The following is a 16,984-nucleotide window of genomic DNA, read 5'->3' as shown; positions in this document are numbered from 1 at the left end:
ACGCACCATCGCATCAGGGCCAACGTCGTCCCTCCTTGCACCACCTTGCCGAAAGACGACGACGGGAGAGCCGATGCTGTCTGCATCCATGCACTCCGCCAACGAGCCCCAGGCCGGCGCCGCCCGCCAGCCGTACGCGCTCGTGCCGGATGCGCGACCTGCTGCTCAGGGCCTGTACGACCCGCGGAACGAGCACGACGCCTGTGGCGTCGGTTTCGTCGCCACGCTGACCGGCATCGCCGACCACACCATCGTCGAGCAGGCGCTGACCGTCCTGCGCAACCTGGAGCACCGCGGCGCCACCGGCGCCGAGCCGGACTCCGGCGACGGCGCGGGCATCCTGACCCAGATCCCGGACGCCTTCCTGCGCGGCAAGGTCGCCTTCGAACTCCCGGCGGCCGGCTCCTACGCCGTCGGCATCGCCTTCCTCCCCGACGAGGACGAGCAGGACGCCGCCGCCGTCGCGCGGATCGAGGACATCGCGGCCGAGGAGGGCCTGACCGTCCTCGGCTGGCGCGACGTCCCGGTCACCCCGGACCTGCTCGGCGAGACCGCCCGCAGCGTCATGCCGCGGTTCCGGCAGCTCTTCCTCGCGCAGGACGGCAGGGCCGGCATCGAGCTGGACCGGATCGCCTTCGTGGTCCGCAAGCGGTCCGAGCGCGAGGCCGGGGTCTACTTCCCGTCGCTGTCCGCGCGCACCATCGTCTACAAGGGCATGCTGACCACCGGCCAGCTGGAGCCCTTCTTCCCCGACCTGTCGGACCGCGGCTACGCGTCCGCGATCGGCCTGGTGCACTCCCGCTTCTCCACCAACACCTTCCCGAGCTGGCCGCTCGCCCACCCCTACCGCTTCGTCGCGCACAACGGCGAGATCAACACGGTCAAGGGCAACCGCAACTGGATGCGGGCCCGGGAGTCCCAGCTCGCCACCGACCTGATCCCGGCCAACAGGAACGGACAGGGCCTGGAGAGGATCTTCCCGATCTGCACCCCGGACCACTCCGACTCGGCCTCCTTCGACGAGGTCCTGGAGCTGCTCCACCTCGGCGGCCGCTCGCTGCCGCACTCGGTGCTGATGATGATCCCGGAGGCGTGGGAGAACCACGCCACCATGAGCCCGGCCCGCCGCGCCTTCTACCAGTACCACTCCAACCTGATGGAGCCCTGGGACGGCCCGGCCTGCGTCACCTTCACCGACGGCACCCAGATCGGCGCCGTGCTTGACCGCAACGGCCTGCGCCCCGCCCGGTACTGGATCACCGAGGACGGCCTGGTCGTCCTCTCCTCCGAGGTCGGCGTGCTCGACATCGACCAGGAGAAGGTCACCCGGAAGGGCCGCCTCCAGCCCGGCCGGATGTTCCTGGTGGACACCGTCGAGGGCCGGATCGTCGAGGACGAGGAGATCAAGTCCGCCCTCGCCGCCGAGCACCCCTACCAGGAGTGGGTGGACGGCGGGCAGATCCAGCTCGCCAAGCTGCCCGAGCGCGAGCACATCGCCCACACTCACGCCTCCGTCACCCGCCGCCAGCAGACCTTCGGCTACACCGAGGAGGAGCTGCGGGTCATCCTCGCCCCGATGGCGCGCACCGGCGCCGAGGCGCTCGGCTCGATGGGCACCGACTCGCCGATCGCCGCGCTGAGCGAGAAGCCGCGCCTGCTGTTCGACTACTTCGTGCAGCTCTTCGCCCAGGTCACCAACCCGCCGCTGGACGCCATCCGCGAGGAGCTCGTCACCTCGCTGCTGTCCAACCTCGGCCCGGAGGGCAACCTGCTGGCCGCCGAGGCCGCCTCCTGCCGCTCCGTCGGCATCACCTTCCCGGTGATCGACAACGACGAGCTCGCCAAGCTCGTCCACATCAACGCCGACGGCGACCAGCCCGGCCTGAAGGCCGTCACGCTCTCCGGCCTCTACAAGGTCGCCGCCGGCGGCGAGGGCCTGGCCTCCCGGCTGGCCGCGATCGCCGCCGAGGCCGACGCGGCGATCGCCGACGGCGCCCGGATCATCGTGCTCTCCGACCGCCACTCCGACGCCGAGCACGCCCCCATCCCCTCGCTGCTGCTCACCTCCGCCATCCACCACCACCTGATCCGCACCAAGCAGCGCACCCAGGTGTCGCTGCTGGTCGAGGCCGGCGACGTCCGCGAGGTGCACCACGTCGCGCTGCTGGTCGGCTACGGCGCCGGCGCGGTCAACCCGTACCTGGCCATGGAGTCCGTCGAGGACCTGGTCGCCCAGGGCGTGTTCATCGAGGGCGTCGAGGCCGAGAAGGCGATCAAGAACCTGATCAAGGCGCTCGGCAAGGGCGTGCTCAAGGTCATGTCCAAGATGGGCATCTCCACCGTCGCCTCCTACCGCGGCGCCCAGGTCTTCGAGGCCATCGGCCTCTCCCAGGACCTGGTCGACGGCTACTTCGCCGGCACCACCACCAAGCTCGGCGGCATCGGCCTGGAGGAGATCGCCCGCGAGACCGCCGCCCGGCACGCCAAGGCGTACCCGGCCTCCGGCATCCCGGCCGCGCACCGCGCGCTGGACATCGGCGGCGAGTACCAGTGGCGCCGCGAGGGCGAGCCGCACCTGTTCGACCCGGACACCGTCTTCCGGCTCCAGCACTCCACCCGCAACCGCCGGTACGACATCTTCAAGCAGTACACCGACCGGGTGAACGAGCAGTCCGAGCGGCTGATGACGCTGCGCGGCCTGTTCCAGCTGGACGGCCTCGGACGGGAGCCCGTCCCGGTCGAGGAGGTCGAGCCGGTCTCCGAGATCGTCAAGCGCTTCTCCACCGGCGCCATGTCGTACGGCTCGATCTCCCGCGAGGCGCACGAGACCCTCGCCATCGCGATGAACCGCCTCGGCGGCAAGTCCAACACCGGCGAGGGCGGCGAGGACCCGGACCGCCTGTACGACCCCGAGCGCCGCTCGGCGATCAAGCAGGTCGCCTCCGGCCGGTTCGGCGTCACCTCCGAGTACCTGGTCAACGCCGACGACATCCAGATCAAGATGGCCCAGGGCGCCAAGCCCGGCGAAGGCGGCCAGCTGCCCGGCCACAAGGTGTACCCGTGGGTCGCCCGGACCCGGCACTCCACCCCCGGCGTCGGCCTGATCTCCCCGCCGCCGCACCACGACATCTACTCGATCGAGGACCTCGCCCAGCTCATCCACGACCTCAAGAACGCCAACCCGGCGGCCCGCATCCACGTGAAGCTGGTCTCCGAGGTCGGCGTCGGAACGGTCGCCGCCGGCGTCTCCAAGGCGCACGCGGACGTCGTCCTCGTCTCCGGGCACGACGGCGGAACGGGCGCCTCGCCGCTCACCTCCCTGAAGCACGCCGGCGGCCCCTGGGAGCTCGGCCTCGCCGAGACCCAGCAGACCCTGCTGCTCAACGGGCTGCGCGACCGCATCGTCGTCCAGACCGACGGCCAGCTGAAGACCGGCCGCGACGTGGTGATCGCCGCGCTGCTCGGCGCCGAGGAGTTCGGCTTCGCCACCGCCCCGCTGGTCGTCTCCGGCTGCATCATGATGCGCGTCTGCCACCTGGACACCTGCCCCGTCGGCGTCGCCACCCAGAACCCGGTGCTGCGCGAGCGCTTCTCCGGCAAGCCCGAATTCGTCGTCAACTTCTTCGAGTTCATCGCCGAGGAGGTCCGGGAGATCCTCGCCTCGCTGGGCTTCCGCTCGATCGAGGAGGCCGTCGGCCACGCCGAGCACATCGACGCCCGGGCCGCGATCGACCACTGGAAGGCGGCCGGGCTCGACCTCGCCCCGCTGTTCCACGTGCCGGCGCTGCCCGAGGGCGCCGCCCGGCACCGCACCACCACCCAGGACCACGCGCTGGACAAGGCCCTGGACAACCAGCTGATCGAGCTGGCCGAGGACGCCCTGGAGCGCGGCGACGCCGTCCGCATCCAGCTGCCGATCCGCAACGTCAACCGCACCGTCGGCACCATGCTCGGCCACGAGGTCACCAAGCGGTACCGCGGCGAGGGCCTGCCGGAGGGGACCATCGACGTCACCTTCACCGGCTCCGCCGGGCAGTCCTTCGGCGCCTTCCTGCCGCGCGGCGTGACCCTGCGCCTGGAGGGCGACGCCAACGACTACGTCGGCAAGGGCCTGTCGGGCGGCGTGGTCGTCGTCCGCCCGGCCCGCGAGGCGGCGGCCATCGGCAACGACGCGCAGAACCACGTCATCGCCGGCAACACCATCGGCTACGGCGCCACCTCGGGCCGGATCCACCTGCGCGGCAAGGCCGGCGAGCGCTTCGCCGTCCGCAACTCCGGGGCCACCCTGGTGGTCGAGGGCGTGGGCGACCACGGCCTGGAGTACATGACCGGCGGCCGGGTCGTCGTCCTCGGCGAGACCGGACGCAACCTCGCGGCCGGCATGTCCGGCGGCATCGCGTACGTCCTGGACCTGCGCCCCGCCAACGTCAACGACGGCATGGTGGGCATCGAGGCCCCCACCGCCGCCGACCGCGACTGGCTGCGCGACACCGTGCAGCAGCACTACGAGGAGACCGGCTCCACCGTCGCCGCCGAACTCCTGGCGGACTGGGGCAGCGGGGTCTCCCGCTTCTCCAAGATCATGCCGACCGACTACAAGGCCGTGCTCGCCGCCAAGGACGCCGCTGAGCGCGACGGCCTCTCCGAGGCCGAGACCACCGCGAAGATGATGGAGGCGGCTAATGGCTGACCCCAAGGGCTTCCTGACCACGCCCAAGCAGCTGGCGGAGCGCCGCCCGGTCGACGTCCGGATCAAGGACTGGAACGAGGTCTACGTCGAGCGCAGCCTCCTGCCGATCATCACCAAGCAGGCCGGCCGCTGCATGGACTGCGGCATCCCGTTCTGCCACAACGGCTGCCCGCTCGGGAACCTCATCCCCGAGTGGAACGACCTGGCCTACCGGGACGACTTCGTCGGCGCGATCGAGCGGCTGCACGCCACCAACAACTTCCCGGAGTTCACCGGCCGGCTGTGCCCCGCCCCGTGCGAGTCCGCCTGCGTCCTCGGCATCAACCAGGACGCGGTGACCATCAAGAACGTCGAGGTCACCATCATCGACAAGGCCTGGGACCGCGGCGGGGTCACCCCGCAGGTGCCCGAGCGGCTGTCCGGCAAGACGGTCGCCGTGGTCGGCTCCGGCCCGGCCGGCCTCGCCGCCGCCCAGCAGCTCACCCGGGCCGGGCACACCGTCGTGGTGTACGAGCGGGCCGACCGGATCGGCGGACTGCTGCGCTACGGCATCCCCGAGTTCAAGATGGAGAAGCGCCACATCAACCGCCGCATCGAGCAGATGCGGGCGGAGGGCACCCGGTTCCGCACCGGCGTGCACGTCGGCGAGGACATCACCGGGCAGCAGCTGCGCGAGCGCTTCGACGCCGTGGTCGTCGCGGCCGGCGCCACCACCGCCCGCGACCTGCCGGTGCCCGGGCGCGAGCTCAAGGGCGTCCACCAGGCCATGGAGTACCTGCCGCTGGCCAACAAGGTGCAGGAGGGCGACTTCGTGGCGTCCCCGATCAGCGCCGCGGGCAAGCACGTGGTCGTGATCGGCGGCGGCGACACCGGCGCCGACTGCGTCGGCACCGCCCACCGCCAGGGGGCGGCCTCCGTCACCCAGCTGGAGATCATGCCGCGGCCCGGCGAGGACCGGCCCGGGAACCAGCCCTGGCCGACGATGCCGATGACGTACAAGGTCACCTCCGCGCACGAGGAGGGCGGCGAGCGGATCTACTCCGTCAGCACCACCCACTTCAGCGGCGACGAGGACGGCAACGTCCAGGAACTCCACCTCGTCGAGGTGGAGTCCAGGGACGGCCGGTTCGAGCCCGTGCCGGGCACCGAGCGGGCGATCCCGGCCCAGCTGGTCACCCTGGCCATGGGCTTCACCGGGACCGACGTGCGGAACGGGCTGGTCGAGCAGCTGGGAGTGGACCTCGACGCGCGCGGTAACATTGGCCGCGACGGCCGGTTCGCCACCAATGTCGATGGCGTGTACGTCTGCGGAGACGCCGGCCGAGGCCAGTCGCTGATCGTCTGGGCCATCGCGGAGGGCCGTTCGGCCGCAGCCGCGGTGGACAGGTACCTCGGTGGCAAGACCCCGCTTCCCGCGCCGATCCGGCCCACGGACCGCCCCCTGGTGGTCTGACGGCCCCGGACGGCTCCGACCGGCCGACCCCGAACCCCCGGCGCCGCATCGCCGGGAGCTCAACCCGCTGCCCCCGCCAGCGTCGCCGGGCCAACGCGGTCTCCTGGCGCCTGCCCTCTTCCCCGACCAGTTGGAGGGCGGGCGCCGTCGCGTTCCCCCAGAAGCCGACGGCGCCAGGAGCGGCCCAGCACCTCGGGGCCCCGCACCCCGGGGCCGGCACGACCCGGCCGACCGGACGCCGACGCGGCGAGGGGGACGAGGACGGCAAGCGGCGGTACGGCGACCAGCAGGCGTCGGAGCACACCGGAAGAGACGCCCGCACACCGTCCCGGGTAGCGTCAACTCTCGAACGAACGCCCCCAGTTGCCCCGGCCCCCGACGGCTTCCGGGCAGCGGGCTGTTGTTCGTCGGTGCCAGGTGGCAGACTGCCGCCGACGGCCGGGGGGCTGGGCGAGTGCGGAGGATGACGTCGATGGGCACGACTCAGGCAGGCGGGGGCGCCACCGTAAGGCGACTGCTGCTCGGAACCCAACTGCGCAAGCTCCGCGAGGCCAGAGGCGTCAGCCGGGAGGAGGCCGGGTACTCGATCCGGGCCTCCGAATCCAAGATCAGCCGGATGGAGCTCGGCCGGGTCGGCTTCAAGGAACGCGACGTCGCCGACCTGCTGACCCTGTACGGCGTCGACGCCGAACAGGAGCGCGCCACCGTCCTCGGACTGCTGCGCGAAGCCAACGCCAGCTCCTGGTGGCACGAGTACGGGGACGTGCTCCCCGGCTGGTTCCAGAACTACCTGGGCCTGGAGGAGGCCGCCGCCGAGATCCGCAGCTACGAGGTCCAGTTCGTCCACGGGCTGCTCCAGACCGCCGACTACGCCCGGGCCGTGGTCACCGCCGGCTGCCACGCCAACGGGCCGGAGGAGATCGAGCGCCGGGTCGACGTCCGGCTCCGGCGGCAGGCGCTGCTCACCGACGCGCGGGCGCCGCAGCTGGTCGCCGTGCTGGACGAGGCCGCGCTGCGCCGGCCCTGGGGCGGCCCGGAGCAGATGCGCGGCCAATTGGACCGGCTGCTGGAGCTCGGCGAACTGCCCAACGTACGGCTCCAGGTGCTGCCGCTGGGCAACGCCGGGCTGAGCGCGGAGAGCGGCGCCTTCACCGTCCTGGGCTTCGCCGAGGCCGAACTGGCGGACGTGGTGTACCTGGAGCAGTTCACCACCGCGCTCTACCTCGACAAGCCCGCCGAGGTGGCCGAGTACCGGCAGGCGATGGACGACCTGGTCGCCGACAGCCTGAGCCCGGAGCGGACCCGCGACCTGCTGTACGCGGTGCGCCAGGAGCTTTGATCCGTCAGTACGATGATTCCCCATCAGGTCGGTGCATGAGAGGGATCAGATGTCGTACTTCTCCGAGTTGGCGCTGCAGTACATCGACGGCGAGTGGCGCAGTGGCAGCGGCTCCTGGGACATCGTCGACGTCGACCCCTACACCGGCGACAAGCTCGCCACCATCACCGTCGCCACCGTCGAAGAGGTCGACCTCGCCTACCGCGCCGCCGCGCGCGCCCAGAAGGCGTGGGCCGCCGCCAACCCGTACCAGCGGCGGCTGGTCTTCGAGCGCGCGCTGCGGCTGCTGGAGGAGCGCGAACCGGAGATCGTCGGCGCCATCACGGCCGAACTCGGCGGCACCGCCCTGAAGGCGGGCTTCGAGCTGTCGCTGGTCAGGGACGTGCTGCGGGAGTGCCTGCACCTGTCGGTGGCCTCCGAGGGCCGGCTGCTCGCCTCGCCCGCCCAGGGCCGGGAGAACCGGCTCTACCGGCTGCCGGTCGGCGTGGTCGGCGTGATCAGCCCGTTCAACTTCCCGCTGTTCCTGGCGCTCAAGGCCGTCGCCCCGGCGCTCGCGCTCGGCAACGGCGTCGTTCTCAAGCCGCACCAGGAGACCCCGGTGGTCGGCGGCGGGCTGATCGCGAAGCTCTTCGAGGACGCGGGGCTGCCGCCCGGCCTGCTGAACGTGGTGATCACCGACATCGCCGAGATCGGCGACAGCTTCCTGGAGCACCCGGTGCCCAAGGTGATCTCCTTCACCGGCTCCGACAAGGTCGGCCGGCACGTCGCCACCGTCGCCGCCGCGCACTTCAAGCGGACGGTCCTGGAACTCGGCGGCAACAGCGCGCTGATCGTGCTGGACGACGCCGACGTGGACCACGCCGTGGACGCCGCGGTGTTCAGCCGCTTCGTCCACCAGGGGCAGGTCTGCATGGCCGCCAACCGGGTGCTGGTGGACCGCGCCGTCGAGGCCGAGTTCACCGAGAAGTTCGTCGCCAAGGTCGCCTCGCTCACCGTCGGCGACCCGAGGGACCCGGCCACCCACATCGGCCCGCTGATCAACCCCGTCCAGGCCGACGCCCTCGCCGCCCAGGTCGACCAGGCGGTCGCGGCCGGCGCCACCGCGCTGCTGCGCGGCGGCACGGTCGGCAGCCTGATGTCGCCGACGGTGCTCACCGGCCTGGGCGAGGACGCGCCGATCCTGCGCAACGAGCTGTTCGGCCCGGTCGTGCTGCTGGTGCCGTTCGACGGCGAGGACGAGGCCGTGCGGCTCGCCAACGCCACGCCGTTCGGACTCAGCGGCGCGGTGCACACCGCGAACGTCGAGCGCGGCGTGAAGCTCGCCCAGCGGATCGAGACCGGCATGATCCACGTCAACGGCGGCACCATCGCCGACGAGCCGGGCGTGCCCTTCGGCGGCGAGAAGAACTCCGGCGTCGGCCGCCTCAACGGCGAGTCCACGGTGGACGCCTTCACCACCCTGAAGTGGATCTCCGTCCAGCACGAGCGCGCGGTCTTCCCCTTCTGACCGGGGGTTTCGCAGGAACGCACGGGCCTCCCGGCGGCAGCCGCCGGGAGGCCCCGTAGGGTCCGGCCGTTCAGGCCGGGTAGCGGAGCAGGGCGTCGGTGGCGAGCTCGAAGCCGAAGGGGGCCGGGACCGGGACCGGGTCGCCGAACTTGCCGTTCCACTGCCGGTGGTAGCCGCTGCCGGACGGCTCGGAGTAGAGCGTCAGGTCGCCCTCGCGCGGGTCGATCAGCAGGTACAGCGGGATGGCCATGAGCGGGTAGTCGCGGACCTTGCCGACCAGGTCGTTCTCCGGGTTCGACGGGGAGACGATCTCCACCGCGATGGCCGCCTGCTCGGCGGGGACCTGGTTGCCGCCCTCCTCCAGCGCCGAGAGGGGGATGTAGGTCAGGTCGGGGTTGCGCAGCTTGCCGACGTTCGGGGACGTGAGGTCGGTGTTCTCGCTCGGCATCATCCCGGCGGGCTCGTGCGCCTCGAACTGCCTGCGGACGAGCAGCAGGTTGCGCTGGTGGATCACCGACGGGCCGGCCGTCACGATGATCTCGTCGCCGGAGATTTCGATCTTCCACCCGCTGGGAGGCGTCAGGCTCTGTGCGTAGGCCAGCAGCCGGGCATGGCGGTCCGGGATCTGGAACTCGCTCATGCTGCCATTCTTCCACCGGGCAGGCCGGAAGGCCGTCGCCGAGGGGGCGACGGCCTTCCGGTGGCGGTGCGGTACGGGTCAGAAGACCGGCTGGCCGGCGCGGACGAGGCGCCAGGAGTCGGTGAAGAAGTCGGCGGGGTCGATGACACCCTTGGCCTTCACCCAGGCGATCATGGTGTTGCGGATCTCGTCGGAGTCCGACCAGACCGTCTTGGCCTTGGCGACGTGCGGGAAGTTGCCGCCGCCGTTGGCGCGGTAGTTGTTGACGGCGAGGACGAACTCGGCGGCCGGGTCGATCGGCTTGCCCTGGAAGGACAGGTTGACGATCCGCGAGCCCTTCGGCTGGGCGATGTCGATGTCGTAGCTCAGGCCGTAGACCGAGTCGTAGTTGTAGTCCGGGGTGGCCTCGGCGCCCGTCAGGGCCTCCTTGTCGACCGGGGCGCCCGGGGCGAGCTGGTTGTAGTACTTCACCGAGTACTCGAGGTAGTCCTTGAGCTGGGCGCCCGTCAGGATGCGCGCCTCCAGGGTGTTCTCGTAGATGTAGAGGCCCGCGGCGTCGCGCAGCTTGACCTGGCCGGACGGGATCACCGCGGTGCGGTTGAACGGGGCGGCCTGGGCCAGCACCGGGAGGTTGGCGTACTGCCCGCCCGCCAGCGCGGCCTTGACGGCGTCGGCCTGGACCTTGCCGATCAGGTCGATGATCGGGGTCGCCTTGAAGCGGGCGTCGGCGATCGACAGCTCGATCTTGCTGGTGCCGATCTGCTGGTTGACGTACGCGACGACCTTCTTGTGCTGCTCGGCGATCGCGTTGGTGATCTCCGGGTTCTCCGGGACCGTGTTGGAGTTCAGCAGCCGGGCCGAGACCGAGGAGACCGTCCAGGCGCCGGCCGCGAACTCGACCTCGAAGTCGAAGCAGGTCAGCCGCTGGCCGTAGCAGAGCGGCTCGGAGAGCACGACCGTGCGGCCGGTCTTCTTGTTGACGACCAGGCGCTGCGGGACCTCCTTGTGGGCGTGGCCCACCAGCACCGCGTCGATGTCCGGGACGGTCTCCGCCAGGGCGACCGAGGCGTTCTCGGCCCAGGGCAGCTGGTCGCCCCAGGTGGTGGCCTCGTCGCAGCCCGAGTGCGAGGAGACCACGACGACGTCCGCGCCCGCCGCCTTCATCCGCGGCACCCAGGTGGCGGCGGTCTCGACGATGCCCGGGAACACCATCTTCCCGCTGACGTTGGCCTTGTCCCAGATCGCGATGCCCGGGTTGGTGAGGCCGAGGATGCCGACCTTCACCGGACGGCCGCCGCCCAGGCGCAGCTCCTTGATCACGTACGGCTTGAAGGCGGGCTTCTCGTTCTTCGCGTTCAGCGCGTTGGCGCCCAGCAGCGGGAACTCCAGCTGGTCCTGGTAGGCCTTCAGCAGCGGGATGCCGTAGTTGAACTCGTGGTTGCCGAGCGCCGCGGCGTCGTACTCCATGAGGTTCATGGCGACGGCCATCGGGTGGTCCGGAACGGTGTCGGCCTCGGTGTCGATCGACTCGACCCGGGCGTAGTAGTAGGACAGCTGGGTGCCCTGGATGGTGTCACCGGAGTCGATCAGCAGGCAGCGGTTCCAGCCCTTCTCCTCGCGCACCTGGTTGGCCAGGGTGGAGATCTTGGCGAGGCCGACCGCGTTGTGGCCCTTGTCGGTGTACTCCGCGTCCGTGAAGTAGTCCCAGTTGAGCACCCGGCCGTGCAGGTCGGTGGTGCCCATGACGGTGAAGGCCTGCTTGTGCGGCTGGCGCTGCCCGCCCTTGGCGGCCGCCGTGTCCGGCTGGGCGGCCGCGGCGGAGGGGGCGGCGGCCAGGGTGGCGCCACCGGCCAGGGCGGCGCCGGCGGCGGTGGCGGCGGACCGGGTGACGAAGTCACGGCGGTTCAGGGGCATGGACGACTCTCCCGAGTGGGGACGACGGCGGATCCACCGTCAACTGGCATTCGTTGGCAAAAGTGTGCGTGCACGCGTCGACGCGCGTAGAGGGACGCGCGTAGAAGTGTGCCGTGCGATCCGGTGCGCTGAATAGCCCCCCGACCTGTCCGAGAGGTGAGATCTTGGCGACTCGTTCGTGACGGGAACGGCGAGGTCGGGGTGGTGGGGCCGGTCCCCGGACCCGCTCGGCGGGGCGAACGACGCGAGTCCGGACACAGGCCCCGGGGCCGGCGGCCGGTCAGGACAGCTCCGCCGCCAGCCGGTCGACCTCGCGGCCCAGGTGGAGCGCCGGATCCGGGTCGTCCGGCCCGGCCCACGGCCGCCAGGTCCGCGCCCGCAGGTAGCCGGCCACCGCGACCGGCAGCCGGTGCCGGACGATCCGGTCCGCCACCGGGCCCGGGCCGGCCGCGCGCAGCGCCGCCAGCAGGGCGTCCACCCCCGCCGAGGGCGGCAGCGGCACCGTCTCCAGGTAGGCGGCCAGCGCCACCAGCTCCGGGTCGGGCGCGGGGACCGGCTCCGGCGCCTCGCGCTCCGGCGGCTGATGGGCCGGCGTTACCGGCGGCGGTGCCGGCGCCCGGCGGGCCGGGCCCCCAACGACCGGGCCCCCAACGACCGGGCCCCCGCCGACCGGGCCTCCGCCCGACGGTTCCCCGCGCTCCGGCAGCCGCGACCCGGGGACCCCGCCCCCGCCCAGCGCCGTCGGCGACCCCCGGCGCGGCCCCGGGGCGGGCGTCAGCAGCGCGCCCGCCCCGTACAGCCCGGCCACCACCGCCGGCCACCAGGCCCCGCCCAGCCCGGCGAAGTGCAGCCCCAGACCGGCCGCGCCCCCCGCGCAGCCGACCAGGTTCCGGGCCGACTCCAGGTAGCGCAGCACCCGGGAGCCGAACCCGTCACTGGTAGCCACGGATCTCCTCGAACACCCCGTCCAGCGAGCCCGTCCCGTCGAACAGCTTGCCGCCGCTCAGGTCCGCGATCCCCTGGAGCTGGCCCACCGCCGCCTCCCCGAACTTGATCGGGAACACCGGGATCGACTTCTCCCCGGCCGGCAGCGCCTCGTGGAAGCGCCTGAAGTCGCCGTCCGACGCACCGGCGTTGCTCTCCCCGTCCGTCATCAGCACGATCGAGGTGAACCGGTCGTCGCCGGCCGCCGCCTGCTGGCGCTCGATCACCCGGTACGCCTCCTCCAGCGAGGAGTACACCGCCGTCCCGCCCGAGGCGGCCAGCGACTGCACGTCCGCGTCGATCGACGCCAGCTCCGCCTGCGGGCCCGGCTGGCTACCGGTGGCCGGCACCACGTGCGTCCTGGTCCACTTCACCGAGGAGGCGAAGGACAGCAGGGTGATCTCCTCGCGGTCCCGGAAGCGCCGCACCCCGCGGGTGTCGTCCGCCCCGGTCAGCCGGCCCAGCGCGCGCTTCAGCGCGGAGATCCGCGGGCCCTCCATCGACCCCGAGGTGTCCAGCACGTACACCGTCCGGGACGGGCGGCGCAGCTCGTTCTGGTACGCGCCCAGCAGGCCGTCCGCGACCGCCCTGGTGCCCGGGAACGGCAGCTCCCTGCGGCGGTCGGTCGGCAGCCCGGCGGCCGGGGCGACGCCCGCCGTCGCGGGACGGCGCAGCGTGGTCTCGGAGATGCGCCTCTGCACGTCCTCCTTGAGCAGGTACGAGGTCAGCCGCTGGAAGGCGTCGCGCTGGTCCGGCGCGGCGGAGGCCATCAGCGACAGCGGGTAGTCCGCCGACACCACGCCGTCCACCGGCCGCACCACCGTCAGCTGCTGCTGCGGCGGCAGCGTCCTGTTCAGCGACAGCAGCACCGACTCGTAGTTCACCAGCGCGCCCACCACGCCCGACTCGGCCCGGGTGTACGCCTGCGCCAGCCAGCCGGACGAACCGGAGGTCAGCTTCTGGCCCTTGAAGAACTGCTTCAACTGCGGGCTGGCCTTCTGCACGTCCGCGTCGGTCAGCGCCGCACCCGCGCCGGAGAAGGCCGAGGCCACTGCGACGAGGGTGGAGAAGCCCGAGTTGGACCGGGACGGGTCGGCCATCCCGTACGGCAGCTTCCCGGCCGCCGCCGCGTCCCCGACCTGCGCCCAGCTGACCTTGGAGCCGTCGCCCCAGCCGAGTTCGCCCAGCGACGAGGACCGCACCCCGACCGCCACCGGCGAGACCATCACCGGAGTCTCGGACACCACCTTGGACCGGCCGGCCGGATCGAGCCGCAGGTACTGGTTGGAGGGGAACCACACGGCGTCGTACCTGCCGTCGGCCCGCCCCGAGGAGACGGTGTCCGCGCCGTCCAGGGAACCCGTCCAGGAGAACTGCACGGTCACCCCGGTGGCCTTCCGGGCCTCCTCCAGCACCGGTGCCAGGTCCTGGAGTTCACTGCCGGCCAGGACCCGCAGCACCCCGGCACGGGCCGTCTCGGCGGGCGGGCCGCTGGGGTCGGGGCCGGCCTTTCCGCCGCCGGAGGTGCAGGCGGTCACCGCCGCGAGCGCGGCCGTCACGGCCACGACGAGCCGGCCGCGGCACATGGTACGGAGGTTCACTTCACGCTCCCGGTCTTCGCCGCGGTGGTCAGCTTCTTCATGTACTCCAGCGAGGGCACCGGGGCCAGGGCCAGCCCCGCGGCCCGCACGTCGGGGACGAACTTCGGCAGCTTCCCCTTCACCTCGTTCCAGAAGAGGTCCGGCTCGGCGTCCGGGTGCAGGCCGAACCTGGCCTCCAGCCTGCGCAGCTCGGGGCTGTTCACCAGCGCGTCGGCCAGCTTCTGGCCGCCCGGCGTCCTGGCCACCAGGGTGTGGTCCGTCTTGATCGTGGTGGACGGGTACATCACCACCATGTCGCCGATCTGCTTGCCCTGGATCGGCAGGGCGGCGGCCTGCGACTCGTACGCGAAGACCATCGTGTTGACCCCCGCGCCGAACTCCCGGAACGGCCCGTCACTGCTGACCTTCTGCAGCCCCTGGAACCGGTTCGCGTCGTACACGACGCCCTTGACGGCGTTCAGGCCCGCGTCGTCGGACACCACCTTCTTGCCGTTCGCGAGGTAGGACAGGATCGCCAGGTACAGGGCACCCGAGGAGGAGCTCTCCGGATCCGTGGTGGACACGTACATCGTGCCGGTCAGCTCCGGGTGCCGGGACGCGTCCGTCAGCGTCTCCCACTGCCGGCCGCCCTGCTTCAGGGCCTCCACGTACTTGTCCATGTTGAACGTCCAGACACCCGAATCGTTCACACCGGCAAGGTCGTTGGACTTCAGCACCTCCGCCACCGGCTGGTGGGTGACGATCACCAGCGGGGAGTAGAACTGCACCCGCGGCGAGTCCTTCTGCGCCCAGTCCCGCTGGATGGCCAGCGCCGGCGCGCTGCTCGCCGGGAAGGCGAAGTCCAGGTTCGGGGTGTTCCTCGCCTGGTCGTCCATCGTCCAGGAGCCGGTCGGTTCCGCCTTGACCACCAGGCCCTGCTTCTTCAACTCGGCCTTGACGTCCGGGTTGTCGAAGAAGTCACGTTTCTCCGACCCGATCAGGCCGGTGACCGTGACCAGGCCGGAGCCCTTCTCCGGGGGGATCAGTGCATAGGCCACCCCGCCCAGCAGGGCCAGGGCCGCCACCACGCCCAGTGCGCGTTTCATGCCGAACGCTTCCCCCTCGTCCGCTACTTCGTCCGGGTGGTCGCCCGGCGAGCCCGGGCAGTCACCCGTGGGTGACGAGCGTCCCGCCGGGCGGGGAGCGGGGACGGAAGCGGCGGTGAACCGGAGGTGAACACCCCTTCACGGAATCGCATCGGGGGGCGGCGCGGGAGGCGTACGGGAGGAGCGCGGGACGGGTGTGGCGCGGGGCGCTCGTACAGTGGTCCGAGGGTGTGTCAGATTGTTCAACTCGCCTTGGGGCAACGGTCATCCCGCAGTACGGACCCGCGTCGTGGTTACGCGCCGGTAATGCCTAGTCTCAGCACTATGCGCCGAGCAAAAATCGTCTGTACCCTCGGGCCCGCCACCGACTCGTACGACCAGATCAAGTCCCTGGTCGACGCCGGGATGGACATCGCCCGACTGAACCTCAGTCACGGCTCGCACACCGAGCACGAGGAACGCTACCGCCGCGTCCGCAAGGCCGCCGACGAGACCGGCCGCAGCGTCGGCGTCCTCGTCGACCTTCAAGGCCCGAAGATCCGGCTCGACACCTTCGCCCACGGGCCCGTACTTCTCGAACGCGGCGACGAGTTCACCATCTCCACCGACAACGGCGTCGTGGGGGACAAGGACCGCTGCGGAACCACCTACTCCGGGCTCGCCGGCGACGTCGGCCGCGGCGAGCGGATCCTGGTCGACGACGGCCGGGTCACCCTGGAGGTCGTCGCCGTCGACGGGCCGCACGTGCGGTGCCTGGTCATCGAGGGCGGCCTCGTCTCCGACCACAAGGGCCTCAACCTCCCCGGCGTCGCCGTCTCCGTCCCCGCGCTCAGCGACAAGGACGTCGCCGACCTGCGGTGGGCGCTGCGGACCGGCGCCGACCTCGTCGCGCTCTCCTTCGTCCGCAGCGGGCGCGACATCGAGGACGTCCACCGGATCATGGCGGAGGAGGGGCGGCGCGTCCCGGTCATCGCCAAGATCGAGAAGCCGCAGGCGGTGGACAACCTGGAGTCCGTCGTCGACGCCTTCGACGGGATCATGGTGGCCCGCGGCGACCTGGGCGTGGAGATGCCCCTCGAACAGGTCCCGCTGGTCCAGAAGCGCGCCATCAAGCTCGCCCGCCGCAACGCCAAGCCGGTCATCGTGGCGACCCAGATGCTCGACTCGATGATCAACACCTCCCGCCCGACCCGCGCCGAGGCCTCCGACGTCGCCAACGCCGTCCTGGACGGCACCGACGCGGTGATGCTCTCCGGGGAGACCTCGGTCGGCAAGTACCCGGTCGAGACGGTCAAGACCATGGCCCGGATCGTCGAGGCCGCCGAGAACGACATCCTGGCGGCCGGACTGCCGCCGCTGACCACCGGCAGCAAGCCGCGGACCCAGGGCGGCGCCGTCGCCCGCGCGGCCGCCGAGATCGGCGACTTCCTGCACGCCAAGTACCTGATCGCCTTCACCCAGTCCGGCGACACCGCCCGCCGGCTCACCCGCTACCGCTCACCCATCCCGGTGCTCGCCTTCACCTACGAACCGGCCGTCCGCTCCCAACTCGCCCTCACCTGGGGCGTGGAGACCTTCCTCGGCCCGTTCGCCCCGACGACGGACCAGATGGTCGAACAGGTCGACGCGGCGCTGCTGTCGCTCGGCCGCTGCCAGAAGGGCGACATCGTCGTCATCACGGCCGGCTCCCCGCCCGGCCTGGCCGGCTCCACCAACCTCGTCCGCGTCCACCACGTGGGGACGTTGGACGCCTGAGCGACACCTCGGCGGC

Annotated in this window: 10 protein-coding genes; 5 read left to right on the top strand and 5 right to left on the bottom strand. The window is 71.7% G+C overall.

The window, feature by feature from the left end:
* Positions 1–88: 88 nt before the first annotated feature.
* The 4 genes from gltB to ACZ5GH_RS08935 all read left to right on the top strand — a co-directional run bounded on the left by gltB (position 89) and on the right by ACZ5GH_RS08935 (position 8,989).
* On the top strand, positions 89–4,690 hold the full coding sequence (gene gltB / locus ACZ5GH_RS08950) for a glutamate synthase large subunit (RefSeq protein WP_464336809.1): 4,602 nt from the start codon (positions 89–91) through the stop codon (positions 4,688–4,690).
* On the top strand, positions 4,683–6,143 hold the full coding sequence (locus tag ACZ5GH_RS08945; RefSeq protein WP_387749093.1) for a glutamate synthase subunit beta: 1,461 nt from the start codon (positions 4,683–4,685) through the stop codon (positions 6,141–6,143). Before gltB ends, ACZ5GH_RS08945 begins: the two co-directional genes overlap by 8 nt.
* Positions 6,144–6,615: 472 nt before the next feature.
* Positions 6,616–7,482, top strand: coding sequence for a helix-turn-helix domain-containing protein (locus ACZ5GH_RS08940; protein WP_387749096.1), 867 nt, complete (start codon positions 6,616–6,618; stop codon positions 7,480–7,482).
* Between the two features lie 49 nt (positions 7,483–7,531).
* The gene (locus ACZ5GH_RS08935; RefSeq protein WP_464333884.1) at positions 7,532–8,989 is read left to right on the top strand and encodes an aldehyde dehydrogenase family protein; all 1,458 of its coding nucleotides are present in this window, start codon (positions 7,532–7,534) and stop codon (positions 8,987–8,989) included.
* 70 nt (positions 8,990–9,059) lie between these two features.
* Here the strand turns inward: ACZ5GH_RS08935 and ACZ5GH_RS08930 are convergent, their stop codons facing one another.
* The 5 genes from ACZ5GH_RS08930 to ACZ5GH_RS08910 form a co-directional block, all read right to left on the bottom strand.
* On the bottom strand, positions 9,060–9,629 hold the full coding sequence (locus tag ACZ5GH_RS08930; RefSeq protein WP_464333883.1) for a Uma2 family endonuclease: 570 nt from the start codon (positions 9,627–9,629) through the stop codon (positions 9,060–9,062).
* Positions 9,630–9,707: 78 nt separating this feature from the next.
* A complete protein-coding gene (locus ACZ5GH_RS08925; RefSeq protein WP_464333882.1) occupies positions 9,708–11,543 on the bottom strand; it encodes a bifunctional metallophosphatase/5'-nucleotidase in 1,836 nt (611 codons plus the stop codon).
* A 280-nt stretch (positions 11,544–11,823) separates the two neighbouring features.
* Entirely contained in the window at positions 11,824–12,489 is a 666-nt protein-coding gene (locus tag ACZ5GH_RS08920) for a hypothetical protein (protein WP_464333881.1), read from the bottom strand.
* Positions 12,476–14,113 carry a VWA domain-containing protein gene (locus ACZ5GH_RS08915; protein ID WP_464336808.1) on the bottom strand — a complete coding sequence of 546 codons (1,638 nt, stop codon included), beginning with the start codon at positions 14,111–14,113 and terminating at the stop codon, positions 12,476–12,478. The genes ACZ5GH_RS08920 and ACZ5GH_RS08915 overlap by 14 nt, the downstream gene beginning before the upstream one ends.
* An 11-nt stretch (positions 14,114–14,124) precedes the next feature.
* A complete protein-coding gene (locus tag ACZ5GH_RS08910) occupies positions 14,125–15,213 on the bottom strand; it encodes a substrate-binding domain-containing protein (protein ID WP_464333880.1) in 1,089 nt (362 codons plus the stop codon).
* 324 nt (positions 15,214–15,537) lie between these two features.
* On the opposite strand from ACZ5GH_RS08910, the gene pyk reads away from it, so the two are divergent.
* Positions 15,538–16,968 carry a pyruvate kinase gene (pyk, locus tag ACZ5GH_RS08905; protein WP_387749113.1) on the top strand — a complete coding sequence of 477 codons (1,431 nt, stop codon included), beginning with the start codon at positions 15,538–15,540 and terminating at the stop codon, positions 16,966–16,968.
* Positions 16,969–16,984: the final 16 nt, after the last annotated feature.

The sequence above is a fragment of the Kitasatospora sp. Xyl93 genome (assembly GCF_055383135.1).
This window is presented reverse-complemented; position numbering and strand designations above follow the sequence as displayed.

What these genes read in the sequence shown, in the direction of transcription:
- pyk (WP_387749113.1), top strand. Translation starts at nt 15,538, where the DNA reads ATGCGCCGAGCAAAAATCGTCTGTACCCTCGGGCCCGCCACCGACTCG.
- ACZ5GH_RS08915 (WP_464336808.1), bottom strand. Translation starts at nt 14,113, where the DNA reads ATGTGCCGCGGCCGGCTCGTCGTGGCCGTGACGGCCGCGCTCGCGGCG.
- gltB (WP_464336809.1), top strand. Translation starts at nt 89, where the DNA reads ATGCACTCCGCCAACGAGCCCCAGGCCGGCGCCGCCCGCCAGCCGTAC.
- ACZ5GH_RS08925 (WP_464333882.1), bottom strand. Translation starts at nt 11,543, where the DNA reads ATGCCCCTGAACCGCCGTGACTTCGTCACCCGGTCCGCCGCCACCGCC.
- ACZ5GH_RS08930 (WP_464333883.1), bottom strand. Translation starts at nt 9,629, where the DNA reads ATGAGCGAGTTCCAGATCCCGGACCGCCATGCCCGGCTGCTGGCCTAC.
- ACZ5GH_RS08940 (WP_387749096.1), top strand. Translation starts at nt 6,616, where the DNA reads ATGGGCACGACTCAGGCAGGCGGGGGCGCCACCGTAAGGCGACTGCTG.
- ACZ5GH_RS08935 (WP_464333884.1), top strand. Translation starts at nt 7,532, where the DNA reads ATGTCGTACTTCTCCGAGTTGGCGCTGCAGTACATCGACGGCGAGTGG.
- ACZ5GH_RS08910 (WP_464333880.1), bottom strand. Translation starts at nt 15,213, where the DNA reads ATGAAACGCGCACTGGGCGTGGTGGCGGCCCTGGCCCTGCTGGGCGGG.
- ACZ5GH_RS08945 (WP_387749093.1), top strand. Translation starts at nt 4,683, where the DNA reads ATGGCTGACCCCAAGGGCTTCCTGACCACGCCCAAGCAGCTGGCGGAG.